Here is a 23,836-nt window from a genome sequence, read left to right as displayed (position 1 = left end):
CCACTCGGCCCTGGCGGGCCGGGGGACGGCCTCGCGGGCCCCGGGACGCCCCACCGCGTCATACGGGAGTCACGACGAGGCCCGCACCTCCAGCCGGGCGGTGAGCAGCACGCCGGGGGGCGTGCTGCTCCCGCCCTCCAGTGCGGCCACGAGCAGGGCCATGCCCTTCTCGGCGACCTCGACCGGGCGCAGGCTCAGCGTGCTGACCGGTGGATCCGCGTGGGCGGCCGACTCGTCCTCGCTGACGCAGACCACACGTACGTCCCGGGGCGCGGCCAGGCCGAGCCGCCGGGCCGCGTCCATGACCAGCGGCGGACTGGCCTCCGCGACCACGAACAGGCCGTCCGGCCGCGGCTCGGCGGTCAGGGCCCGCTCGACCGCCCGTACCACCGGACCGTTGCCCGGCTCGGGGACGAGGGTCACCAGCTCCTCGGCCCCGTGCGCGGCGCACCAGGCGCGGTACGCCGCGAGCATCTGCCGGTGGAACCGGGTGGTGCTGTCGGGCAGCACCAGCGCGGTCCGCCGGGCGCCGCCCGCCCGCAGGTGCTCCAGGCACTCCCGTACCGCCGCGTCGGTGTCCAGGTCGACCCAGTGCGCGCCCTCCCGGCCCGCGACCGAGGCGTCGCTGAAGACCGGGATCCGGGCCGCCAGGAAGTCCTCGACCAGCGGATCGTCCTCGACGGGATCGGCCACGATCACCGCCTCCAGGGGCAGATCGGCCCACTCCCGCTGGAGCGTCCCGGCGGGCAGCATCACCAGGGCGTAGCCGTGCCGCAGCGCGGCCGCGGACGTCGCACCGGTGAGCTGCGCGAAGTACGGCGAGTCGAGATACGTCCAGGGCTCGCCGGCGAACTCGCCGACCACGTAGCCGATCAGCCGGGCCCGCCCGGCGCGCAGCTGGCGCGCCGTCGCGTTGGGCCGGTAGCCCATCCGCCGCGCGGTCTCGACCGCCTTCTCCCGCACGGCGGGGGAGAGCCGCCCGGTGCCGTTGAGCGCGGCGGACACGGTGGTCTTGGACAGGCCCGCCTCGCGGGCGACGTCGACGAGCCGCACCCGGGGCGCGGCCGCCCCGCCGCGGCTCGCCCCGGCATGCCCGGCATCGGGTTCGCGTGTGGTCACGTCCCGATGCTGCCACCTCGCTGACCTCAGCAGAACCGTTCCCGCAAAGTCTCCGGAAAGGTCTCGGAAACCCTTGTGCGGGAACGTTCCCGCATCAATACTCGCTCCATTCCTCCCCCACAGCCCCAAGCCCCCCGTCACTACACCCGTAAAGGGGTGGGTCTCCTTGCGCACGCCCAGACTCGGTCTGCTCCTCGCCGCCACCGCCGCCCTCGCCCTCACCGCGACCGCCTGCTCCGGCGCCACCAAGCCCACCGGCACCGGCCCCGGCGACTACACCGTCACCCCGCTCGCGCCGCCGGCGAAGGGCCCGCTGCCCTCCCTCACATGGTCGCTGTACGCCGAGCCGTACACCCTCGACTACGCCCAGGCCTTCGACTACCCGCCCAACACGGTCCTCGCCAACGTCTGCGAGCAGCTGCTCCGGGTCACCCCCGACCTGAAGATCGAGCCCGGCCTCGCCGTGAAGTGGGAGAACCCCGACCCGCTGGTCTGGGTCTACACCCTGCGCCCCGGCGTCACCTTCCACGACGGCACCCCTCTGACCGCCGACGACGTCGTCGCCTCCCTCAAGCGCCAGATGGACCCGGCCACCGGCTCCCCCTGGGGCTCCGCCTTCAAGAACGTGAAGGCCGTCGAGAAGACCGGCCCGCTCCAGGTCACCCTGCGCCTGACCAAGCCCGACATGCTGCTCAACGAACTCATGGCCGCCTCGCCCGGCACCATCGAGAGCGCCGCCTTCCTCGCCAAGGCCGGCAAGGAGTACGGCGTCCCCGGCGGCAAGGTCAACTGCACCGGTCCGTACGCCCTGGAGAAGTGGCAGCAGGGCGAGTCGATCACCCTCAAGAAGCACCCCGGCTACTGGGACAAGAAGCTCACGCCCAAGACCGACACGGTCCGCTTCACCTTCACCGAGGACTCAGCCGCCCGCACCAACGCCTTCCTCACCGGCACCGCCGACGGCGGCTACATGGTCCCGTCCTCCTCGCTCGCCCAGCTCCGGGCGAGCGACAAGGGCAAGGTGCACTTCGGCCCCAACACCGCCGCCGCCAACCTCGCCGTCCTGAACTTCCAGGGCACCCTCGGCGACCTCAAGGTGCGCAAGGCCCTCTCCCTGGCCCTCGACCGCGAGAACATCATCAAGGCCGCCGCCGGCGGCGTCGGCATCCCCGCCAAGGCCCCCGCGGCCCGCGGCGCCTGGGCCCTGCGTCCCGAGCGCACCGAGGGCTACTACAAGGAACTGCCCGACCCGGTCCGCGACGTCGCCGCCGCCAAGGCCCTCGTCGAGGAGGCCGGCGCCACCGGCAAGCCCGTCACCCTCGTCACCAGCAGCCTCGCCCCCGAGATCAGCGTCGTCGCCAACGCCGTCCAGGCCGCCGGCCGCGAGATCGGCCTCGACGTGCGCCTCAAGGCCGTCGCCCCCGAGGCGTACAGCAGCATCTTCGTCGACCCGAACGCCCGCAAGGGACTCGACCTCGTCATCACCAACGGCTACGACAACACCCCCGACCCGCTGGAGTTCTACCAGTACCTGCGCACCGGCGACTTCGGGAACTACGGCAACTGGTCCGATCCCGGCTACGACGCCGCCTTCGACCGGGCCATCGCCGCCGCCGACCCCGGCCCGCGCAGCGACCTCACCAACGAGCTCCAGAAGATCGCCGTACGCGAACTGCCGATCATCCCGGTCTACGAGGCGCCCTACTCGGTCTTCCTCGGCAACCGCGTCACCGGCGCCCCCACCGGCATCGCCCAGCTCTACTACCCCTGGGCCGCGACGATCGGCGCCGCACGCTGATGAACGGACTCACCCGCTATCTCCTCGGACGGCTCGCCGGCCTCCTCGGCGTCCTGCTCGTCACCTCGTTCGTGGTCTTCGCGAGCATCCACCTCGCCCCCGGCGACCCCGTCTCCTTCCTGCTCCACGGCCGCCCCGCCACCCCCGAGACGGTGGCCGCGCTGCGCGCCGAGCACCACCTCGACGACCCGCTCGCCGCGCAGTACGCCGGCTGGCTCGGCGACGTCCTGCGCGGCGACTTCGGGCGCTCCGCCCAGTACCACCAGGACGTCTCGGCCCTGCTCGGCTCCCGCTTCACCGGCACCGTGCTGCTCGTGGCGTACGCGGCCCTGCTCGTCGCCGTCGGCGGCGTCACCGCGGGCGTGCTCGCCGCCCTGCGCCCCGGCCTCGTCGACCGGCTCGTCCTCATCGGCACCGGCATCGCCACCGCCACACCGTCGTTCGTCAGCGCCATCGCCCTGGTGTCGCTGTTCTCGGTCCAGCTCGGCTGGTTCCCCGGACCCGGCGGTACCCCAGCAGGCCTCGGCGACCGCCTCTACCACCTCACCCTGCCCGCCTTCGCCCTCGCCACCACCTTCGCCGGACTGCTCGCCCGCGTCACCCGCTCCGCGATGCTCGACGAACTCGGCCGCGACCACGTCGAGGTGGCCCGCGCCCGCGGAGTCGCCGGCCGCACCGTCGTCCGCCGGCACGTACTGCGCAACAGCCTCGGCCCCGTCGTCACCGTCGGCGGCACCATGCTCGCCGGACTCCTCGTCACCACCTCCGTCGTCGAGACCGCCTTCGACGTCCCCGGCCTCGGCTCCCTCCTCGTCCAGTCCGTCACCGCCAAGGACTTCGCCGTCGTCCAGGCCATCACCCTGCTCAGCGTCGCCGCCTTCGTCCTCGCCAACCTCGCCGTCGACCTCCTCGCCCCGCTCATCGACCCCCGGCTCAGCCTGCTCACCCACGGAGAAGGCCCCTCATGACCCTCACCGCACCCACCGGGGCCGCCGACCCCGCGGCCGCGCTGCGCAGACGCCCCGGCCTGCGCCGGCTGCGCGCCCTCGGCGGACAGGGCCCGCTGTTCACCACCGCCCTCGTCGTCCTCGCCGCACTGGTCCTCGTCGCCGCCCTGGCCCCGCTGCTCGCCCCGTACGACCCCGAGGCCATCGACCTGTCCGCCAGCCTCGTCGGCACGAGCGGCGACCACCTCCTCGGCACCGACCAGTCCGGCCGCGACATCCTGTCCCGGCTGCTGCACGGCGCCCGCACCGGACTCCTCGGACCGCTGCTCGTCGTCGCCGTGTCCACCGTCCTCGGCCTGGTCCTCGGCGTCGTCGCCGGCTGGCGCGGCGGCTGGGCCGACACCCTGCTCTCCCGCTCCATGGACCTGGTCTTCGCCGTCCCCGGACTGCTCCTCGCGATCATGCTGGTCGCCGTCGTCGGCTCCGGCATGACCGCACCCGTCGCCGCCATGGCCGTCGCCTACACCCCGTACGTCGGACGCCTCGTCCGCGGCATCGCCCGCCAGGAGAAGGCACGGCCCTACATCGAGTCGTACGTCGTCCAGGGCTGGTCCGGCTGGACCATCTGCCTGCGCCACCTGCTGCCCAACATCGCGCCCACCGTGCTCGCCCAGTCCGCGATGAACTTCGGCTACGCGCTGATGGACCTGGCCGCCCTCTCCTTCCTCGGCTTCGGCGTGCAGCCGCCCACCGCCGACTGGGGCGCCATGATCAACGACGGGCAGTCGGCGATCCAGCAGGGCGCGATGCTGCCCGCGCTCGCCCCGTCGTTCTGCATCGTCCTCGCCGTCGTGGCGTTCGGCATCGTCGGCGAGGGCCTCGCCGACCGGATCGCGAAGCGGGAGCGCTGACCCCACCCATGACCCCACCCATGAGCCAGCACAGCACCGGCGGCGACGTCCTGGAGATCGACGGCCTCACCCTCGAACTGCCCGACGGCCGTGCCGCCCGCCCCCTTCTCGACGGCGTCCGGCTCACCGTCGCCCCCGGCGAGACCGTCGGCCTCGTCGGCGAGTCCGGCTCCGGCAAGTCCGTCGCCTGCCGCAGCGTCCTCGGCCTGCTGCCCGCCCGCGCCCGCGTCACCGGCGAGGTCCGGGTCGCCGGCCGCGACGTCCTCGGCCTGGACCGCGCCGCCCTCGCCGACCTGCGCGCCCGCGAGGTCGCCATGGTCTTCCAGGACCCGCGCGCCTCCGTCAACCCGCTGCGCCGCGTCGGCGACTTCGTCACCGAGGGCCTGCGCGCCACCGGCGTCCCCGCCGCCAAGGCCACCGCGCGCGCCGAGGAACTCCTCGCCGCCGTCGGCATCCGCGACCCGCGCGGCGCCCTGCGCCGCCACCCGCACGAGTTCTCCGGCGGCATGCTCCAGCGGGTCGTCATCGCCGCCGCGCTCGCCGCCGACCCCGCCCTCCTCGTCGCCGACGAACCCACCACAGCGCTCGACGTCACCACCCAGGCCGAGATCATCGCGATCCTCACCCGCCTCCAGGCCGAACGCGGCACCGGACTCCTCTTCGTCACCCACGACCTCGAACTCGCCGCCGCCATCTGCGACCGGGTGTACGTGATGTACGCCGGCCGCATCGTCGAGACCGGCCGCACCGGCGAGCTCTTCGACCGGCCCCGCCACCCCTACACCGCGGGCCTGCTCTCCTGCACCCCGCGCCTCGACCCCGGCGCGCCCCCGCCCGCCCCCATCGCGGGCCGCCCCGTCTCGGTCGCCGAGGCCCCGCCCGGCTGCGCCTTCGCGGCCCGCTGCCCGCACGCGGTGGAGCGCTGCACGGCCGAGGTGCCCGCCCTCGCGGCGCACGGCACCGGGCACGCCGCCTGCCACCGCGCCGACGAAGGGATCCTGCTGTGACCTCCGCCCCTGGACTCGTGGTGCGCGGACTGCGCAAGACGTACGGCGCCCACACCGCCGTCGACGACGTCTCCTTCACCCTCGCCCCCGGCTCCTCCCTCGGCATCGTCGGCGAGTCGGGCAGCGGCAAGACCACCACCGTCCGCATGCTCGTCGGCCTCGAACGCGCCGACGCCGGCACCGTCACCCTCGACGGCCGCGACCGCTCCGCCCGCCCCCGCGGCCGGTCCGAACGCCTCGCCCGCGCCCGCGAGATCCAGATGGTCTTCCAGGACCCCTATCTCTCGCTCGACCCGCGCGTCACCGTCGGCGGCTGCGTCGACGAGGTGCTGCGCCTGCACTTCCGCCTCGCCCCGGCCGCCCGCCGGGCCCGGGTCGCCGAACTCCTCGACCAGGTCGGCCTCGGCCCCCGCGAGGCCGCCGCCCTGCCCCGCGCCCTCTCCGGCGGCCAGCGCCAACGCGTCGCCATCGCCCGCGCGCTGGCCGCCGAACCCCGGGTCCTGGTCCTCGACGAGGCCGTCGCCGCGCTCGACGTCTCCATCCAGGCCCAGATCCTCGAACTCCTCACCCGCATCCGCCGCGAGGCCGGCGTCGGCTATCTCTTCGTCACCCACGACCTCGGCGTCGTCCGCCACGTCACCGACGACCTCGTGGTCCTCCACCACGGCCGCATCGCCGAGTCCGGCCCGACGTCCAGGGTCCTCACCACCCCCGAACACCCCTACACCCGCCTCCTGCTGGACTCCGTCCCCCGCCGAGGCTGGGACCCGGCACGGATCGCCCAACAGCGGGCGGCGGCGAGCGGCTGACCCCGGTCCGGAAGAACCGGCCCGGTCAGCCGGCGGGCACCACCGCCCGGCCCGAGCGCAGCTCGAGGAGCGTGCCGCCGAAGGACTCGCGGAAGCGTTCGTCGTGGGAGACCGCCACGACCGGGCCCGCGAAGGCGGCCAGCGCGGACTCCAGTTCCTCGATCAGGGACAGCGCCAGGTGGTTGGTCGGTTCGTCGAGGATCAGCAGGTCCACCGGGCGCGACACCAGGCGGGCGAGCTCAAGGCGGCGGCGCTGGCCCACCGAGAGGGCGCGCACCGGGACGTGGAGGTCGTCCGCGCGGAAGAGGCCGAGGGCGAGGAGTTCGTCGGCGTGGTCGTCGGGCAGGCCGGGGCGGCCCTGGGCGTAGGCGGCGAGCAGCGGCAGGGGCGGGGCGGCGGCGGGCAGTTCCTGGGCGAGGTGCCCGATGCGGGCGGGCAGCCGTACCGTGCCGGAATCCGGGACGAGTTCGCCCGCCAGGACCCGCAACAGGGTGGACTTTCCCGCACCGTTGGGGCCCGAGACGAGCAACCGGTCACCGGGCTTCAGGCACAGCTCGTCCAGGGCGAGCCGGTCGCCGACCGCGATCCCGCTCAGCTCGGCGCCGGCGTCCGCGTCCGCTGGAGAGCCGCCGAAGTGGGCCCGGAACGACAGGGGTTCGGGCGGCGGGGCGACCGGGTGCGCGAGGAGTTCGGCGAGCCGCCCGCGGGCGGCCCGTACCTGGCCCGAGAGCTTGTTCTCGCTGGACCGCCGGTGCTTGCCGAAGCCCTGCTTCGGGTCCCGCCCGGACGCGGTGAGCCGCTGCCCCGCCGCGGCCACCAACTCCTCGGTGCGGGCAACCTCGTCCCGCCACTCCTGGTGCTCCTGCGCCTGGCGCCGCCGGGCCGCCGCCCGCGCCGCGCGATACCCGGCCCAGCCGTCGCCGTACCGCGTCACGCTCCGGCTGTCCCGGTCGACCTCCAGGATGCTCGTGGCGGTCGCCTCCAGGAACGCCCGGTCGTGGGTGACGGCGACCACCGTCCCGCGATGGGCGCGCAGCCGGTCGCGCAGCCAGCCGACCGCCGCGCGGTCGAGGTGGTTGGTGGGCTCGTCGAGCAGCAGCAGTTCGGCCCCGGAGGACAGCACGCAGGCGAGCGCGAGCCGGGACTGCTCACCGCCCGACAGGGTGCCGATCCGGCGCTCGTACGGGACGTGCCCGAGGCCGAGCCCGTCGAGCGCCGCGGCCATCCGGGCATCGGCCTCGTAGCCGCCGCGCTCCTCGAAGCGTTCGAGCAACTCCCCGTACGCGGTGAGCCGTTCGGCGTCCGCGTCGGCGAGGCTCTGCTCCGCCTCCCGCAACGCGGCTTCGAGCGTACGCAGTTCCGCGAGCGCCGCGTCGACGGCGTCGCGGACGGTGTGTTCGGGACCGACGGCGAAGGTCTCGCCGAGCGTCTGGGCGAGCCGTGCGCCGCCGCCGGGGAAGCGCACGGTCACCTCCCCGGCCTCCGGGGCCTCGGCCCCGGCGATCAGCCGCAGCAGGGTGGACTTGCCGGAGCCGTTCTCGCCGACGACGGCGACCCGTTCGCCGGGCCGGACGGTGAAGGAGACGTCCTGGAGGACCTGGCGGTCGCCGTAGGACTGGGAGACATGGAGCAGCGTGAGCTGGGCGCGGTCGCGCATGGGGGGATTCCCTGGGGGATGGGTTCGACTGATCGGGGCGTGGCGCGCCGTGCGGGCGCGCGGACACCGGCGGCCTCCCGTCCGACGCGGCTGCGCGTCAGCGGTTCATGCCGTGTCCGTGTGCGTGATCAGCGGAAGAAGTAGTACGAACCCATGCGCCCCACCGTAACAAAGCGCCCCGGCCGGCCGCCCCCGATTTTCCGCGGGCGGCAGGGGAGCCGGGGCGGTCAGGGGTAGAGGCCGGCCCGGAAGGTGAACGAGACGAGCTGTGCCCGGTCTCGTGCGCCGACCTTCGTCATGGCCCGCACCGCGTGCGTCTTCACGGTGAACGGCGACACCGACATCTGGGCCGCGATCTCGTCGTTGCCGAGCCCGCTCGCGACGAGCACGACCACGTCCCGCTCCCTCGGGGTCAGCGCGTCGAAACGGCGCAGCAGCTCCCGGTCGACCACCGGGGGCGGACTGTCGGTCATGTGCCCGATGAGCGCGGCCGTCGCGGCGGCCGACAGCGCACCCCCGCCGCCGACGACCTCGGTGATGCCGGCGACCAGTTCGGCGGGGCTGACGGTCTTGCTCAGGAACCCGTTGGCGCCCGCGCGGAGGGCGGCAAGGACGATGTCGTCCTGGTCGAACGTGGTCAGCACGATCACCCGGGTCTGCTCGGGCGGGTGCTCCCCGCGGATCCGGCGGGTGGCCTCGACCCCGTCGATGCCGGGCATCCGGATGTCCATCAGGACCAGGTCGACGGGGTGCTCCCGGAGGAAGGGGACGACCTGGAGCCCGTCGGAGAGGTCGCCCACGACGACCAGACCCGGGTCGAGCCGGAGCATCGCCTTGATGCCGGCCCGGATCTCGTCCTGGTCGTCGACGATCAGAATCCGTGTCGTCATACGGCGGCTCCCAGCGGGCTGAACTCGGCATGGACCCGGAAACGGTCGTCGTCGCTCTCGATCGTCAGCCGCCCGTGGGAGGACTCGACGCGCTCGCGCATCCCCACGAGTCCGAGTCCGCCGCCGGGTCCGCCTCCGGGTCCGCCGCCCGGCCCGGCACCGCGCGTCGCCGAGCGGCCGACGCGGTTCTCCACGGTGAGCCAGATCCTGCCGTCGTGCTCGCACAGCTCCACCGTCGCCGCCCCCTCTCCGTGCCGATAGGCGTTCGTGAGCGCTTCCTGAAGCACCCGGTAGACGGCCACACCCACACTGGGCTCCACGAAACCGGCGGGGAGGGCGAGGGAGGGCCGGACGTCGAGGCCGATGCTCTCGAAGGAGGCGATCAGACCCTCCAGGCCGCTGAGCGCCGGGGTCGGCCGGAGCGCCTCGCCGTCGGAGCTGTCGTCGCCGAGCCGGAGGAGCGCGAGGATCCGCTGCGTCTCGACGACGACGGTGCGGGCGCTGGACCTGGCCGAGACGAGGGCCTGCCGGGAGGACTCGGCGTCCTCGGGCAGCCCGATCTCCGCGGCACCCAGATGCATGCTCAGCATCGCCACCTGGTGGCCGATGACGTCATGGAGGTCCCGGGCGATGCGGAGGCGTTCCTCGGTCACCCGCCGGGTGGCCTCGATCTCACGGGTGGCGAGGGCGCTCTCGGCCCGTTCCTCCAGGGTGAGCCACTGCTCCCGGTGGATGCGAAGGGCGGCCCCGGTCGCGCCGCCCGCGATGGCCGAGAACAATGCGGCGGATCCCACGATCGCCCCGCCGCGGAAGCCTCCCACGGTCATGAACGCCCCCAGGAAGAACGCCGCCACGATGCCGATGCCGGCCAGCGGCTGTCTCCCCCTGAGGGTGACCGAGAAGAGGACGAGCACCGCCATCATCCACACCGACAGAGGATCGTGGCCCACCGCAGTGACGGCGAAGGACGCCCCGCTCACCACGACAAGGCCCGCCCACGGCCGCCACCAGGAGAGGGCGACACCGCCGCCGGCGAGGAGCACGGACAGGACCGTCGGCCCGTCCGACCCGCGCAGGACCACGGCCACGATCTGGCCGGTGAACACCAGTGCGGCCACCGCGTAGGCGGCGAGGTGCAGCGCCTCGGGGCGGCGGACCCACAGGGGCGCCACGGGCCCGTCCTGACTGTTCTGCGCCTTGACCATGGTCCGATTCTCGGCCACCTGTGCCGCCGCCGTGTACTTCGAACGAAGTAGACGGCGGGCCCGGAGCCCCTTCGGCGCGAAGGAGACGGCAGAACTACTTCGTTCGAAGTACGCGCACCGTCCCGAGGCCGCCAAGACTCCTCGTCGAGGCGACCGTCTCACACCAAAACGCTCACACCACGGGACACCCGATGACGCAGACCACCGCGACTTCGCACACGACCACGACCACGACCCCGGCCGCGGCGACGCCCTCCGGGCTCCGCTCGCTCCATCTGATCCGAGTCGTCTTCTCCCTGATCTGGGTGGCACTCGTCCTCACGACCTCCGCCTCACTCGTCTCGACGGACCGGCCCACGGCGATCGCTGCCGTGCTGCTCGTGATCTACCCCCTGTGGGACGCCGTCGCCACGCTCCTGGAGCGGCGCCTGGCCGGCACCGGCCCGATGGACCGGGTCGGCGCCGTCAACGTGGCCCTCGGCCTCGCCACCGCCGCCGGGATGCTCGCCGCGACCTTCGCCACCGTCGGGACGGCCCTGCTCGTGTTCGGCGTCTGGGCCCTGCTCTCCGGAGCGATCCAGCTCGTCGTGGCGATCCGGCGCCGGCGCTCCGTCGGCGCCCAGTGGCCCATGATCATCAGCGGCGGACTGTCCGTCCTGGCCGGCGGCTCCTTCGCCGCCATGTCCGCCTCGCCGACGAGCGGCCTGTCCTCCGTCGCCGGCTACTCGGCCTTCGGCGCCTTCTGGTTCCTGGTCTCCGTCATCGCCCTGACCGTCCGCGGCCGCCGCGACCAGCGCGGTTCCTAGGCGGTACGGGCCGCCGCCACCGCGGTCAGCTCCGGGCGCTTCGCGGTACGCCCGTCGCCGGAGGAGCGTCCGCGCAGCCGGCGCCCGAGCCAGGGGCCGAGGAAGGTCGCGGCCCAGGCCAGCTCCGTACCGACGGCGCGCAGGCCGGTCGCGGGGCGGCCGGCGGGCGGGGGCAGCGGGCGGCTCCAGCTGTCGTCGCTGCCCGGGAGGCCGAGGGTGTCGGCGAAGGCGGCGGCGATGCGGGCGTGCCCGAGCGGCGAGGCGTGGAGCCGGTCGCGGCTCCAGAGCCGCGGGTCGGTGACCACCGGGTGGGCGCCGCTCTCCAGGACGGTGACGCCGTGCGTACGGGCGGCCTCCCGGATCCGCGCGTTGAGCGCGGCGATCCGCGGCGCGACCGGGCGGGCCGCCGGGATCAGCAGGGTGAGGTCGGGGAAGGTCAGGGTGGCGACCCGGGCGCCGCCCGCGCCGAGCGCCGCGAACATCGCCGCCAGGTGCCCCGCGACCTCGTCGGCGTCGAAGCGCGGCCGCAGCAGGTCGTTGACCCCGGCGACCACGGTGGCGAGATCGGGCGCCAGGGCGAGCGCAGGACCGAGCTGCTCGGCCCGCACCTGGCCGGCGAGCCGTCCGCGTACGGCGAGATTGGCGTACCGCAGCCCCGGGTTCGACCCGGCCGCCAGCTCGGCGAGCCGGTCGGCCCAGCCCCGCAGCCCGGTGGTGTCGTCGCCGTCCCCGACGCCCTCGGTCTGGCTGTCGCCGAGGGCGACGTACCGCAGGTAACGGGTCCCGGAGGGCCCTACCTCATCGCGCCGTTCATTATTCATATTGTTGAGTATAGGAGCGCGGGCGGAGAGTGTGGGCGGAGAGTGCGGGCGGAGGGGGCGGGTCAGCCCACGTGGACGCGCGGCCGGAGCTCCCGGTCCGGCTCCGCCTCGCGCAGCACCTCACGGGTGGTCGGCGCGACCTCGCCCCGGCCGAAGAGGAAGAAGCGGAAGAAGTTGGCGAAGGGGTTGCCCTCGGTCCACTCGAAGTAGATGTGCGGGCGGACCCCGGTGAGGTCCCGGGCGTGGAGCAGCAGGGCCGCAAGGGCGTTGGGCACGGAGGAGCTCTCCACCGTCAGCACCCGGTAGCGCTCGTGCAGGACCTCGCCGCGGACCGTCAGACCGGCCTCGAACTCCGACGGGTCGGTGACCGTCACCTCGACGAACACGAAGTCCTCGGTGTCGGGGAGGTCGTTGTCGGCGCGGATCTGGTCCTTCTTCGACCGGTACTCCTCGGCGTCCCGGTTGTCCGGCTCGTTCGCGATGAAGCGCGGGGTGCGACGGGAGATGTCCTGGATGAACCGCTCGGCCATCCCGTCCAGCTCGACGTGCGTGACGCGCAGCTCGAAGGCGCGGCCGAGCCGGGAGAGCAGCGAGATGAGGATGATGCCGGCGATGAAACAGGCACCGATCTTCACACCGTCGGGGCGCTCGATGACGTTCACGACGGTGACGTACAGCAGGACCGCCGAGATGGTGGCGAAGCCGATCGTCCAGCCGCGCTGCCCGGCGCGGCGGGCAGCGATGGTCACCGCGATGGCCGCCGAACTCATCAGGACCAGGACACCGGTGGCGTAGGCGCCGCCCTGGGCGTCGACGTCGGCGTCGAAGATCCAGGTGACCAGGAAGGCGACCAGGGTGAAGGTGATCACCATGGGGCGCACGGCGCGGGCCCAGTGCGGGGCCATGCCGTACTTGGGCAGATAGCGGGGCATCAGGTTGAGCAGGCCGGCCATCGCGGACGCGCCCGCGAACCACAGGATCGCGATCGTCGAGACGTCGTAGAGGGTGCCGAAGGCGCCGCCGAGGTACTCGTGTGCGAGGTAGGCCAGCGCGCGGCCGTTGGCCTTGCCGCCGGGCTCGAACTCCTGGTGCGGGATGAGGACGGTGGTGATGAAGCTGGTGGAGATACAGGAAGACGCTCATGATGAGCGCGGCGGTGGTGAGCAGCTTCTTCGTGCCCCGGATCCGGCCGGCGGGCTTGGCCTCGGTGTCGTCGGCGGCACCCTGGACGTGCGGCATCACCGCCACACCCGTCTCGAAGCCGGACATGCCGAGCGCCAGCTTCGGGAAGACGATCAGCGCGACGCCGACCATGACGAAGATGTTGCCGTGCTCCTGCGTGAGGGCAGAGGTCCAGTCGGTGACGACATGGCCGTCGGTGAGGACGTGGTACAGGCCGGTGACCACGACGACGGCGTTGAGCCCGAGATAGACGGCGACCAGGGCGACGGCGACCCCGATGGCCTCCAGGAAGCCCTTCAGGAACACCGCGCCCAGCAGCGCGATCAGGATCATCGTGATCAGCACCTGCTTGTCGTGCAGGGCCGATTCCAGATGCGGGTTCTCCACCAGGTGGGTGGAGGCGTCGGCGGCCGACAGGGTGATGGTGATGAGGAAGTCGGTGGCCGCGAAGCCCAGCAGGGTGAGGACGAACAGCTTGCCCTTCCAGAAGGACAGCAGCCGCGACAGCATCGCGATCGAACCCTCGCCGTGCGGGCTCTCCTCCGCCACCCGCCGGTAGACCGGCAGCGCGCCCGCCAGCGTCACGATCACGAGCACGATCGTCGCGATGGGGGAGAGGAGCCCGGCGGCAAGGGCCGCGATGCCTGGCTGGTAGCCGAGGGTCGAGAAATAGTCGACACCGGTCAGACACATCACCCGGTACCAGGGCTGCCCCTTGTGCCCGGCGTCCGGAGCCGGCTCGGCCGGCCGCGAGGGCCTGCCCTTGCCCATGTCGGACAGGCCTTCCAGCATCCACGCCCGCAGGCGACTGGAACGGGTGGCGGGGGGCGTGGCCATCGGGGGACTCCTGCTGTCCGGTACGGCGGAGAGGTCGGTTTTCGGCCATCGGCGGACGGCGGCCGAGTCAGCGTACGCACGGGGTGCGTACGGAACCGTCCGGAGGGCGTATGGATACCGTCAAGATCCCCTCGGTGGGCGTTGCCCTCGTCACAGTGGGCACCACGGCCCCGGCCGCCGCCGGTCACCCGACCGTCAGCCGCTCCGGGCCGTGGAACACCCAGTCCGGGGCGTAGCGCACCTCCACCGCCGGCCGGGCCCCGGGCCGCAGCGCCGGCAGCCCGGTCAGGAGCACGGCCAGGGCGGTCTCCGCCTCCGCCCGGGCGAGAGCGGCGCCCGCGCAGTAGTGGATGCCGAGCCCGAACGCGCAGTGCCGGAGCTGGTCCCGGTGGACGTCGAGCCGCTCCGGATCCGGGAACCGGGCCGGGTCGCGGTTGGCGGCGCCGAGGACGAGGACGAGCCGGTCGCCCCGGCGTATCGGGTGGCCCGCGAGCGCGCAGTCGCGCTGCGCCCAGCGGGTGACCATCTGCACCGGCGGGTCGTGCCGCAGGAACTCGTCCACCGCGTCCGGCAGCAGCGCCGGATCCGCCCGCAGCTCGGCCGCGAGCTCCGGACGGGCCAGGAGCGCGAGCACCGCCTTGCCGAGCAGCCCCGTCGTGGTCTCGTGGCCCGCGGTCAGGAGGTGGATGCAGGTGGCCGACTGCTCCCGGGGCGTGAGCGCCGTCCGCTCGTCGGCGGCCCGCGCCAGCGCCGAGAGCAGGTCCCCCCGGTCGCCGCCCGGCCCGCGCCGGGCGTCCAGCTCCCGCCGGAAGTACGCGGTCAGGTCGCCCGCCGCCCGCTCCGCCACCGTCAGCCCCGCCGCGCTGCGGTCCGCCCGCGTGCCGCCCGCCCGCTGCAGCGCCAGCGCCCGGTCCCGGAACCAGCCGTGCCGCTCCGCCGGCACGCCGAGCACCCCGGCGATCACCAGGAGCGGGAACGGCGCCGCGAACTCGGCGACCAGGTCCACCGAATCCCGCGCGGCCAGCGGCGCGACGAGCCCACGCGCGATCCGGCGGATCTCCGGGCGCAGCGCCGTCACGGGGCCGGCGCCCAGGGCGGGGGTGACCAGGGCCCGCACCCCGGTGTGCCGGGGCGGATCGAGGAACACCAGCCAGTTCTCCACCACCTGCCGCAGCACCTCGTACCCCGGCGGCAGCGGGGCCGCGCAGCCCGTCGCCGGGTCCGTCCGGCCGAACTCCCGGCGCGCGAGCACCCGCGCCACCTCCGCGTACCCGAAGACGTACCAGGTCGTCGGCGCCCGCCCGGGGCCGCGCACGCCATGCACCGGGCCGGCCTCCCGGTAGCGCCGGTAGGCGGGGTACGGATCGGCCAGGTCGAGCAGCGCCGGGTCGAAGGGCGGCAGAGTGCCGTACGCGGCGGGCTCGGCGCTCATCCCACCGCTCCCCGCACCCGGTCGGCCAGAGCCCCCGGATCCCGGGGCGGCGCCGCGCCCCGCCAGGCCACATGCCCGTCCGGGCGGACCAGGACGTACGGCCGCTCGTAGCGCTCCGCCGCCTGCGGATCGGCGCACCGCTCCACCCGCAGCGGCACCTTTCGGTCGGCGAACGCCCGTACCGTTCCGTCCGTTCCGCCGGTTCCGTCCGTTCCGCCGGTTCCGTCCATACCGTCCGTCCGCCCGCGCCCGCCGGAACCGGCCTCGAAGCACAGGAGAACGAACTCCCGGCCGTACAGGTCGAGCGTCGAGCGCCCCGGCGCGAGCCAGGCGTGCGGCGCCCGCGCCCCCGGCAGGGTGGAGGCGTTGAGCACTGGCACGGCGTCCGGTTCCTCGGTGGCCAGAAGCGGGGAGGAGTAGCGGTACGCGAAATGCATCTCCGGCCGGTCGAACTCCCGCCGTGCGTCCGAGGCCGCCAGCTCCTCGGCAAGCGCGGCCCGGGCGCGGACGCCCACCGGGGTGTCGTCCAGAAGGGCCGGTGAGATCCGCCGCTCCTGGGTGCGCCGCAGATTGCGGTGGGCCTCCGCCACCCCGGCGAGGGCCACCGGGCGGCGCTCCGTGCCGTACGTGTCGAGCAGCCCCGGTCCCGCCCAGCCGGCCAGCGTCGCGGCCAGCTTCCAGCCGAGGTCGGCGGCGTCGCAGACCCCCGTGCTCATCCCGAAGCCGCCGGACGGCGACAGTGTGTGCGCCGCGTCCCCGGCGAGGAAGACCGGCCCGGACCGGTACCGCTCGGCGACCCGGTGGGCCAGCCGCCACACCACGTCCGAGACCACCTCGAGTGGCGTGGCCAGGGCCACCGCCCGGCGCACCACCGCCAGCGGGGCCGCCGGGCCGACCGGCGCGGTCAGCCGGTAGAGCCCGCGCCCGTCGATCGAGCGCAGCGGATAGCGCAGACCCGTCGGCGAGGTGAGGAAGTGGACGAGCGGCGCGCGCGGTCCGAGCAGCTTCGGCAGCTCCGGCGCCCGGAACACGATGTTCCGCAGCGTCCGGGCCGCATGCAGCTCCGGGGAGGCGATCCCGCAGGCCTTGCGCACCGGCGACGAGGCCCCGTCGCAGCCGACCAGGAACCGTGCCCGGACGGTGACGGCGGCACCGTCCGGGCGACCGGCGCCGGCGACGGTCGCGACCACCCCGTCCGGCCCGGCGGTGAAGCCGAGCAGCCGGTGGCGCAGCCGGACCGGCCCGGCGGGATGGCGGCCCACCCGGTCGAGCAGCAGCGGCACCATCCAGTGCTGGGGGCAGATCGCCTCCGGCTCCGGGGTGTGCGCGGGCAGCGGCCGGGTCGCCACCGTGCCGAACTCGAGCCGGTGGATCTCGTGCCCGCCGACCGCCGTCACCCACGCCACGTCGAGCGCGTGGTCGTCCGGCCAGCCCGCGCGGCGCAGCGCCTCGGCCGCGCCCCAGCGGCGGAACATCTCCATCGCGCGCGGCCCCACGGTGGTGATCCGGGGCTCGACCGAACCGCCGTCCCCCGCCTCCACCAGCACGAAGTCCACCCCGCGCGCGGCGAGATCGAGGGCCAGGGCAAGGCCCACCGGCCCGGCGCCCACCACCAGGACATCCGTCTCCCACACCCCGGCTCCGCCCCGACCGGCCGGGCCCGGGCTCGCGTACCCGCTCATCGGCTCAGCGCTCATCGGTTCACCGCCCTCCCTCGGCACGGAACTGCTCGGCGTAGAAGGTCATCAGCTCCGGCACCCGCCCGGGCACCCCCGCGCACTCCCGGGCCATCCGCGCCAGATGCGTGAAGCGCATCGCGAACGCCCGGCGCGCCACGTCAGGCCGGGCCAGCGCCACCGGCGGCTCCTCCAGCTCGAAGGACGGGCCCGCCGTCCGCCCCCGCCAGCCCGAGTCCAGCGTCACCAGGAGCTCGGCCAGCGGACGCATCATCCCGGTCATCACGTCGATCGCCGCGTTCATCAGGCGCGAGCGCCGCAGACTGGCGTCCGGGCTCTCCGCGAAGTGCTGCACCATCAGCTGGAGCATCAGGAAATAGGCCCGGTTGAACAGCCGCATCACCTCCCGGGCGTGCGGATCGCGGACCGCCGCCCGGCCCGGGTGCGCCGGGTCGAGGGTCGGATTGCGCAGCGCCGGATAGGCCGGGCTCCACGGCGCGCCCTGCCCGCCCGGGCCGTCCGCCCGCTCCGTCATGAGCAGTTCCCCGATCCGTACGAAGGTGTCGTGATGGGACTCCGGCACCGGCCCCGGCGTGTCGAGGACCCCGCCCTCGCCCTGCTCGGTGACGAAGTCGATCGCGAACAGCGCGCTTGACAGGTCGTCCACCTCCAGCTGGTAGTCGGGATGGCGGGCGTCGACCGTCCGGCCGAGGAAGAGATGGTGCTCGCCGCCGCCCCGGCCCCGCTCCACCAGGAACAGGTCCGGCACCCGGGTCAGCCCGTCGCGGATCGCCGCGTACAGCTCGCTCGGCGACCCGAACGGCGCCGCCTCCGCTGACTCCGCCGCCCCGCCCGCGCCCGCCGCCTCCTCCGGGCCGGCTGCCGGCCCGGCGTCGGTGCCGCCGGCCAGCCGCTCCGGCCGCTCGATGGCCACGAACCGCTGCACGCTGCCCAGATGCAGCGGCTCCAGAGCGAAGTCCAGCGGCAGCGGCAGCAGCCCCGGCGTCCCGAAGTCGATGGCGGGGACGTGGAACGGCTCGCCCATCGCCATCAGGACGTTGTTGACCACCAGGAAGTGCACCATCTCCTCGCGGGCCACCGCGAAGAGGCTGTCCCGGATGCCCCGGCTCAGCGTCTCCCCGCCGTCGCCGCAGGCCAGCCGCAGCTGCCGGGGCGTCCACACCCCGCGCTGCACATACGTGAACCCGGCGCCGTGCGTCGGCAGCGCGTACCCCGCGTAGAGGTACTGCAGACAGGTCGCCAGCTCCACCGTCACCGCCTGCCACAGCGCCGCCCGTAACTGGGCGCGGCTGGTGATCCGGGGCCGCGCGGCGGCCGGCGACGGCGAGGGGGAGACCACCGGCAGGACCGCGTCGGCGGAGCTCCGCGCCCGCAGATAGCTGAGCAGCAACCGCGCCTTGGGCAGCGTCAGTTCACGGGTCGGCGGCATGTAGTAGGTGCGGTCCTTGTTGGCCGGGTCGCACATCTGCCAGATCAGCTTCACGTACGTCTCGACCTTGCAGCGGTCGGCCAGGCTGAACACCTCGTCCCGCATGAACGGGAACAGCTGCTCGTAGTAGGCGAACACCTCCCGGTGCAGCAGCCCGAAGCCCACGTCCTCCTTCAGCACGGCGTCCAGCGCCCAGTCGTCGGGCAGCACCCGCACCTGCGCCCCGCCCGCCCCCGCCCACCAGCCGAGCGCGTCCCCGTCGTCGTACGCCGCCACCGCCGAACCGGGCGCGTCCAGCGGGCACGGCGGCAGCTCGTCGGCCTCGGCGGTCAGCAGCAGCCGCGCCGTCCCGGGCCGGGCGCCCCGCACCGTGAACCAGCCCCGTCCCCGCTCGTCCGTCAGCAGCCGGCAGACCGCGTCGTAGGACCCCGGAGAGGGCTCGGGCGCCTCCTTGTCCTCGGCGAGCCGCCCGGGCCGCAGATCCACGATCCGCAGCTCCCCGGCGCGCGCCTCGGGGGAGGCGGCGACCGGGTCGCGGGGCAGCGCCCGCGGATGGGCGAACTGCCGGACGACGACCGGCTCCAGGGCCGCCGGCCGCCCCCGCACACTCGCCCGTACGGCGACCTCCACGGCATGGTCCTCGCCGCGCTCCCGGTCCGGGTGCTCGACGAACAGCGCCGCGTCGTCGGTGACCACCACCCGCTCCCGCTCCCGCAGCAGCACCCGCCGGCCCGTGCCGTGCGGGCCGACCAGACACAGGCCCTCGTCGGCGGCCCAGGCGGCGCCCGGCGCACTCGCCGGGACCCGGACCACCCTCCCGCCGTCCGGAGCGCTTCCGCCCTCCGGGAGCACCGCGACGAGTTCGTCCGAGACCACCGTGCGAAGCTCCAGGGCGCCGGAACCCGGCCGGCCGAACGGCAGGTTGAACACCGTCTCGTCGGGCGTCACCCACACCGAGCAGATCCGGGGCCGCGGCCCGCCGCCGGCCGGGTCCGCGCCGTACGGGACGAGGAGCCGGCCCGCCGGATGGGTGCGCGGCTCGTCCGGGCACCAGGGCGCGATCACCCCGCGCAGCCGCCACTGCTGCGGGGCGTCGCCCGGCCCGTCGTACCCGTGCCCCGGGTCACCGGGCGCGCCCGCCGCCTCCAGGGTGAACTGGACGAGCAGCCCGCCCGACGCCTCGGCCGCCGACCGCAGCGCGGCCGCGAGCGGCGAGGCCCCGCCGGGCCCGTCCGGCCAGTCCAGGGCGGATCCGGCGGGCACGGCGAACTGGTGGAGCACCGAGGGCGCCGGCGCGAAGGACTGCCAGCGCGGCGGCTGGAAGCCGGTCACGTCCCCGAGGCACACATGCCCGGAGTCGTGGGAGCGGCCCTCCCGGCCCAGCGCGAACCGGCCGATCATCAGGGTCGTCGACCAGGCGGAGGCGGGATCGACGTCGAACACCCGGGCCCGGTTCGCGGTCGTCCCCAGATACGGGTTGTAGTGGCCCCACAGATCCACGGCCCGGCCGAGCAGCGGATCCCCGGCCGCGGCCGGCACCGGCGCGCCGTCCGTTCCTTCGGCGGCGGTCACCCGGGCGTCCACCGAGAAGTGCCCGTTGCCGGAGAAGTGCCCGCCGAGCGCGCCTCGTTCGCGCAGCAGCGCATGCAGCTCGGCGGCCGGCTGCCCGTCCGGGAACGGCGCGGCGGAACCGGCACCCGCACCGGCACCGGCTCCGGCTCCCGGTTGGTCCGGCGGCGCGAGAACGGTGTTCGTCGCCAGGTCCAGGAGACCGGCCGCGGCGGCGGCGCGCGGTCCGGTGGGCAGCTTGGTCACCGCGGTGCCCGCGAAGTGCAGCCGGGGCAGGTCGAAGACGCTCACGCCGCCTCCAGGAGGGCCGGGGCCGGACGGCCGAGCCGGTGGGCGGCGGCGAAGCGGTCGATGTCGGCGACCGCCGACAGGGCCGACTCCACCGCGCCCTCGATCCAGGCGGGTTCGGAGGAGCAGTGCTCGCCGGCGAAGAACAGCCGCCCTACCGGGCGGGCCGCCCGGCGCCGCTCCTCGGCGCAGGCCGCCGCGTCCTTGCCCCAGCGGATGGCGCAGCCGCCGGCCGTCCACGGATGCTCGCCCCAGGCGATGCCCGCGACCCCGCGCACCATGCCGCGGCGCAGCAACTGCGGGTGCATCCGGCCCAGTTCGTCGATCACCACCGCGTTCCGCTGCCGGGCCGGCATCCGACCGAGCAGATCGGCGTCCTCGCCGATCGTGTAGCTGGCGAGCAGCGCCGCGCCCCGCCGCCCGCTCGCGCCGCTCGCGTGGTCCGGGCCGCCGCCGTCCTCCACCGGGGCCGGATAGTAGGTCTGCCGGATCAGCCCGCCGCTGAAGGAGGCGCCGCCGCGAATGCCCTCGCGCTCCCAGAAGGGCTCGCGGACGTGCACCGCGACCTTGGTGGCCGGGCAGTAGTCGACCTCGCGGAGCACGGCCCTCTTGTCCTCGTCGAGGCCGGTCAGCCGCATCCGGCGCAGCACCGGGAACGGCACGGTGCACAGGACCAGGTCGGCACGGCGCAGCACGGCGAGCGGCCCGCGCCCGATGCGCAGCCGGACGTGGTCGGGCGCCACGTCGAGTCCGGTGACCTCCTGGCCCAGCCAGATCGGGCCGCGGATCCGGGCGGCCAGCCGCTGCACCAGCTGGTCCATGCCGCAGGCCAGCCGGATCAGCCGGGGGCTGGTCTCGGTGAGGATGTCGTCGAGGAAGCTGTTGAGGCGGGTGCCGCAGCCGGCCCGGACGCCGGGGTGGGCGGCGAAGAGCCCATGCACGTCGACCCGGTCCTTTCCGTCGCCGAGGAGATGGGGCGTCAGGTCGATCCGCTCGACCCGGTCGAGCAGATCGCGGGCGAGATCGGCGCGCAGCCCGGTGCGCAGCGCGGGCGGGGCGACCGCGTCGACGACGGCGGCGAGCCAGGCGCCGAAGACCACGGTCTCCTCGCGGTAGTCGTCGCGGGCGAGCGCGGACCGCACGTCCGCGATCAGCCGGCGCGGCGCCTCGCGCAGCCGGACGTGGCCGGTGCTCGTGGCGAGGAAGGCGTTCTCCTCGGAAAGGAGGGTGGTGAAGGGACGCACCTGGTCGGCGAGACCGAGGTGGTCGATGTAGTGCATGGTGCGGTGGTGCGCGGTGGGCACGCGCATCGCGCCGAGCTCGACGAAGGGGGCGCCCTCGTGGGCGCCGAAGCGGTGGGTGCGGACACGGCCGCCGAGCCGGCGGCTGCCCTCCAGGATCTCCACGCGGTGGCCGAGGCGTTCGAGCTCGTAGGCGGCGACCAGGCCGGCCATGCCCGCGCCGATGACGGTGACCGTGCCTCGGGTGCGCGTCAGGTGCTTGGACAAGGGACTCCGACTCCCGTCACTCTGCGCTGACTGAAGGGGACATGGGTGCGGGCGCCGGTCCGAGTGCGGTGAGGTAGGCGTCGAGGTCGGCGGTCCGGCCGGCCGGGGCGACCAGGCCGACATGGCCGTCGGGCCGTACGAGCCGGAGCTCGCCGGGCCGGCCGAGCAGCCGCGCCTCGGCGGCGTCCGCCGGGGTGACGGACAGCACCCGGACCGGCACGGGCCCCCGCGCGCACCGCTCCAGAACCGCTTCCCGTACGGACTGGTGCACGGACTCCGGTACGGCTCCGCCCCCCGGCCCGCCGGGCCCGCCGGCGAGCAGGAGCAGCGTCCAGGTGTCGTAACGGAGCAGGGTGTGCAGCCGCACCGGCCCGGTGCCGGGGTGGCCGGTCGACACCAGGGCGTCCGGCATCCGGTCGCCGGCCCGCGGACCGCGGCCGCGCCCGAGGCCGGCCGGGGCACGCTGCCAGGACAGGGCGCTCGGGCGGTGGTGGCGGCCGAGGTCGCTCAACTGCCAGTCCAGGCGCCGCTGGAAGCCGCGCAGCGCGAGCGCGAGCGGCACGGTGGCGGAGAAGACGTGGTGGCCGAGCGGCGGCAGCGGCAGCTCCATGAAGTTGCACCGCATCTCGCGGATGTAGCGCACGGCGAGGGCGCGCTGCTCGGTGTCGTACGTGTCGAGGAGCCGGACGTCGGCCTCGCCGCGGTGCACGGCGGCCAGCTTCCAGGCGAGGTTGTGCGCGCCGAGCATCCCGACGTTCATGCCGTGGCCGCCGACCGGCGCCCAGGCGTGCGCGGCGTCGCCCGCGAGCAGCCCGCGCCCGAGCCGCAGCCGGGCGGCGACCCGGTCGCCGAACCGGGCCCGGTTCAGCCAGGGCGGATCCGTCGGGGTGAGCCGCAGCCGGGGGAGCCGGGCGGTGTCGGCGACCAGGTCGCGCAGTTCGCCGAGGGTGGGCGGGCCGGTGAGGGTGGGGTCGGGGTCGTCGCGGAAGCAGAAGAAGCGGAAGCCGCCGCCGGGCAGCGGGAAGACGAGCAGCGAGCGGCGCGGGGCGAGGAAGATGTGCCCGTGCCCCGGGTGCCGGCCGTACGGCCAGTCGGCGTGCGCGTTGCCCTGGACGACCTGGAGGCCGGTGCGGCGGCGGCCCCGGAACGGGATGCCGAGCCGGTCGCGGACCACGCTGCCGGTGCCGTCGCAGCCGACGATCCAGGCGGCGGTGGCCGATTCGGCCGAGCCGCCGGGGCGGCCGACGGTGAACTCGGCCCGGTCGTCGTGAACCTTGACGTCGGTGACCTCGCTGTCCCACTCGACCTCGGTGCCGAGCCGGGCCAGCTCCGCGCACAACAGGCGCTCGATGTCGTGCTGTTCGATGTTGAGCGGGCGGCTGTGCGCGGAGCGGTGCCAGCCGGTGGAGAGCGCGCCGAGCCGGCGTCCGCCGGCGTGGATCGTCACCTCGCCCAGCTCCACGCCGTGCCGGGCGAGGGTGCCGGCGACCCCGAGCGCCTCCAGGGCCTCCGCCGCCCTCGGCCAGACGACGAGCGCCCGGGCCTCGTGCTTGGCGGCCGGCGCGCGGTCCACCACCCGCACGTCGAGCCCGAGTCTGCGCAGGGCGATCGCCAGCGTCAGCCCGACCGGCCCCGCACCGACCACGCACACGTCCACACCCGGCATCCGGCCCCAACTCCCCACCCGTGTCCTGCCCTTGCGCACCGTCCGCCGGAACCAGCGACTCCGGCATGTTCTCCAAGGGTGCGCGCCGATGATCACGTCCCGCCAGGGCGTACGGCCCGGCGCGAGAAGCATTCGACCTGCCGATATGACTCCCTGTGCATCACATCGTCGGTTTGAGTGACGGCATGCGCAGAAGAGCCGGAAACGATCCGGAGCGCGACCCTCCGGACGACTTGAAGATCATTTTGAGTCGGCGGA

Annotated in this window: 16 protein-coding genes and 1 pseudogene; 6 read left to right on the top strand and 11 right to left on the bottom strand. The window is 74.6% G+C overall.

Annotated elements, in window-relative coordinates:
* Window positions 1–69 precede the first annotated feature (69 nt).
* Entirely contained in the window at window positions 70–1,119 is a 1,050-nt protein-coding gene (locus JAO84_RS03365) for a LacI family DNA-binding transcriptional regulator (protein ID WP_370410238.1), read from the bottom strand.
* A 166-nt stretch (window positions 1,120–1,285) separates the two neighbouring features.
* On the opposite strand from JAO84_RS03365, the gene JAO84_RS03360 reads away from it, so the two are divergent.
* From JAO84_RS03360 to JAO84_RS03340, 5 genes are read left to right on the top strand one after another with little or no spacing between them, the layout of a single operon-like run.
* Window positions 1,286–2,917: an ABC transporter substrate-binding protein gene (locus JAO84_RS03360; RefSeq protein WP_370410236.1), complete on the top strand. Its 1,632-nt coding sequence runs from the start codon at window positions 1,286–1,288 to the stop codon at window positions 2,915–2,917.
* Window positions 2,917–3,885: an ABC transporter permease gene (locus JAO84_RS03355; protein WP_370410234.1), complete on the top strand. Its 969-nt coding sequence runs from the start codon at window positions 2,917–2,919 to the stop codon at window positions 3,883–3,885. The genes JAO84_RS03360 and JAO84_RS03355 overlap by 1 nt, the downstream gene beginning before the upstream one ends.
* Window positions 3,882–4,775 carry an ABC transporter permease gene (locus JAO84_RS03350; protein ID WP_370410232.1) on the top strand — a complete coding sequence of 298 codons (894 nt, stop codon included), beginning with the start codon at window positions 3,882–3,884 and terminating at the stop codon, window positions 4,773–4,775. Before JAO84_RS03355 ends, JAO84_RS03350 begins: the two co-directional genes overlap by 4 nt.
* A gap of 20 nt (window positions 4,776–4,795) precedes the next feature.
* Window positions 4,796–5,782 (top strand): ABC transporter ATP-binding protein, encoded by a 987-nt coding sequence (locus JAO84_RS03345; RefSeq protein WP_370410230.1) that lies wholly within the window; start codon window positions 4,796–4,798, stop codon window positions 5,780–5,782.
* Entirely contained in the window at window positions 5,779–6,591 is an 813-nt protein-coding gene (locus JAO84_RS03340) for an ABC transporter ATP-binding protein (protein ID WP_370410229.1), read from the top strand. Before JAO84_RS03345 ends, JAO84_RS03340 begins: the two co-directional genes overlap by 4 nt.
* A gap of 25 nt (window positions 6,592–6,616) precedes the next feature.
* Here the strand turns inward: JAO84_RS03340 and abc-f are convergent, their stop codons facing one another.
* From abc-f to JAO84_RS03325, 3 genes are all read right to left on the bottom strand, one after another.
* Window positions 6,617–8,248, bottom strand: coding sequence for a ribosomal protection-like ABC-F family protein (abc-f, locus tag JAO84_RS03335; RefSeq protein ID WP_370410228.1), 1,632 nt, complete (start codon window positions 8,246–8,248; stop codon window positions 6,617–6,619).
* A 227-nt stretch (window positions 8,249–8,475) separates the two neighbouring features.
* Window positions 8,476–9,138 carry a response regulator gene (locus JAO84_RS03330; RefSeq protein ID WP_370410226.1) on the bottom strand — a complete coding sequence of 221 codons (663 nt, stop codon included), beginning with the start codon at window positions 9,136–9,138 and terminating at the stop codon, window positions 8,476–8,478.
* Window positions 9,135–10,343, bottom strand: a complete 1,209-nt coding sequence (locus tag JAO84_RS03325; protein ID WP_370410224.1) for a sensor histidine kinase — start codon at window positions 10,341–10,343, stop codon at window positions 9,135–9,137. Before JAO84_RS03325 ends, JAO84_RS03330 begins: the two co-directional genes overlap by 4 nt.
* A gap of 191 nt (window positions 10,344–10,534) precedes the next feature.
* On the opposite strand from JAO84_RS03325, the gene JAO84_RS03320 reads away from it, so the two are divergent.
* Entirely contained in the window at window positions 10,535–11,149 is a 615-nt protein-coding gene (locus JAO84_RS03320) for a DUF308 domain-containing protein (protein WP_370410222.1), read from the top strand.
* Here the strand turns inward: JAO84_RS03320 and JAO84_RS03315 are convergent.
* The 7 genes and pseudogenes from JAO84_RS03315 to JAO84_RS03285 all read right to left on the bottom strand — a co-directional run bounded on the left by JAO84_RS03315 (window position 11,146) and on the right by JAO84_RS03285 (window position 23,725).
* Window positions 11,146–11,970 (bottom strand): SGNH/GDSL hydrolase family protein, encoded by an 825-nt coding sequence (locus tag JAO84_RS03315; protein WP_370410220.1) that lies wholly within the window; start codon window positions 11,968–11,970, stop codon window positions 11,146–11,148. The two genes, JAO84_RS03320 and JAO84_RS03315, sit on opposite strands and share 4 nt — an antisense overlap.
* A gap of 62 nt (window positions 11,971–12,032) precedes the next feature.
* Window positions 12,033–13,989 (bottom strand): annotated as a pseudogene (locus tag JAO84_RS03310) (amino acid transporter).
* Between the two features lie 184 nt (window positions 13,990–14,173).
* A complete protein-coding gene (locus tag JAO84_RS03305) occupies window positions 14,174–15,421 on the bottom strand; it encodes a cytochrome P450 (protein WP_370410218.1) in 1,248 nt (415 codons plus the stop codon).
* The gene (locus tag JAO84_RS03300) at window positions 15,418–17,118 is read right to left on the bottom strand and encodes an FAD-dependent monooxygenase (protein WP_370410216.1); all 1,701 of its coding nucleotides are present in this window, start codon (window positions 17,116–17,118) and stop codon (window positions 15,418–15,420) included. Before JAO84_RS03300 ends, JAO84_RS03305 begins: the two co-directional genes overlap by 4 nt.
* Before the next feature lie 4 nt (window positions 17,119–17,122).
* Entirely contained in the window at window positions 17,123–20,407 is a 3,285-nt protein-coding gene (locus JAO84_RS03295; RefSeq protein ID WP_370410214.1) for a ferritin-like domain-containing protein, read from the bottom strand.
* Complete coding sequence (locus JAO84_RS03290; protein ID WP_370410212.1) at window positions 20,404–21,912, bottom strand: flavin monoamine oxidase family protein; 1,509 nt, start codon at window positions 21,910–21,912, stop codon at window positions 20,404–20,406. Before JAO84_RS03290 ends, JAO84_RS03295 begins: the two co-directional genes overlap by 4 nt.
* A gap of 16 nt (window positions 21,913–21,928) precedes the next feature.
* Complete coding sequence (locus JAO84_RS03285; protein ID WP_370416639.1) at window positions 21,929–23,725, bottom strand: FAD-dependent monooxygenase; 1,797 nt, start codon at window positions 23,723–23,725, stop codon at window positions 21,929–21,931.
* Window positions 23,726–23,836: the final 111 nt, after the last annotated feature.

The sequence above is a fragment of the Streptomyces fradiae genome, from assembly GCF_041270065.1.
Taxonomy (GTDB): domain Bacteria; phylum Actinomycetota; class Actinomycetes; order Streptomycetales; family Streptomycetaceae; genus Streptomyces.
The sequence above is the reverse complement of the archived record's forward strand: the minus strand, read 5'-3'. Positions and strand labels throughout refer to the sequence as shown.

Bases quoted from the DNA above. Each gene is read 5' to 3' on its own strand.
- abc-f (WP_370410228.1), bottom strand. From the start codon at position 8,248: ATGCGCGACCGCGCCCAGCTCACGCTGCTCCATGTCTCCCAGTCCTAC.
- JAO84_RS03345 (WP_370410230.1), top strand. From the start codon at position 4,796: ATGAGCCAGCACAGCACCGGCGGCGACGTCCTGGAGATCGACGGCCTC.
- JAO84_RS03330 (WP_370410226.1), bottom strand. From the start codon at position 9,138: ATGACGACACGGATTCTGATCGTCGACGACCAGGACGAGATCCGGGCC.
- JAO84_RS03350 (WP_370410232.1), top strand. From the start codon at position 3,882: ATGACCCTCACCGCACCCACCGGGGCCGCCGACCCCGCGGCCGCGCTG.
- JAO84_RS03320 (WP_370410222.1), top strand. From the start codon at position 10,535: ATGACGCAGACCACCGCGACTTCGCACACGACCACGACCACGACCCCG.
- JAO84_RS03305 (WP_370410218.1), bottom strand. From the start codon at position 15,421: ATGAGCGCCGAGCCCGCCGCGTACGGCACTCTGCCGCCCTTCGACCCG.
- JAO84_RS03355 (WP_370410234.1), top strand. From the start codon at position 2,917: ATGAACGGACTCACCCGCTATCTCCTCGGACGGCTCGCCGGCCTCCTC.
- JAO84_RS03315 (WP_370410220.1), bottom strand. From the start codon at position 11,970: ATGAATAATGAACGGCGCGATGAGGTAGGGCCCTCCGGGACCCGTTAC.
- JAO84_RS03300 (WP_370410216.1), bottom strand. From the start codon at position 17,118: ATGAGCGCTGAGCCGATGAGCGGGTACGCGAGCCCGGGCCCGGCCGGT.
- JAO84_RS03325 (WP_370410224.1), bottom strand. From the start codon at position 10,343: ATGGTCAAGGCGCAGAACAGTCAGGACGGGCCCGTGGCGCCCCTGTGG.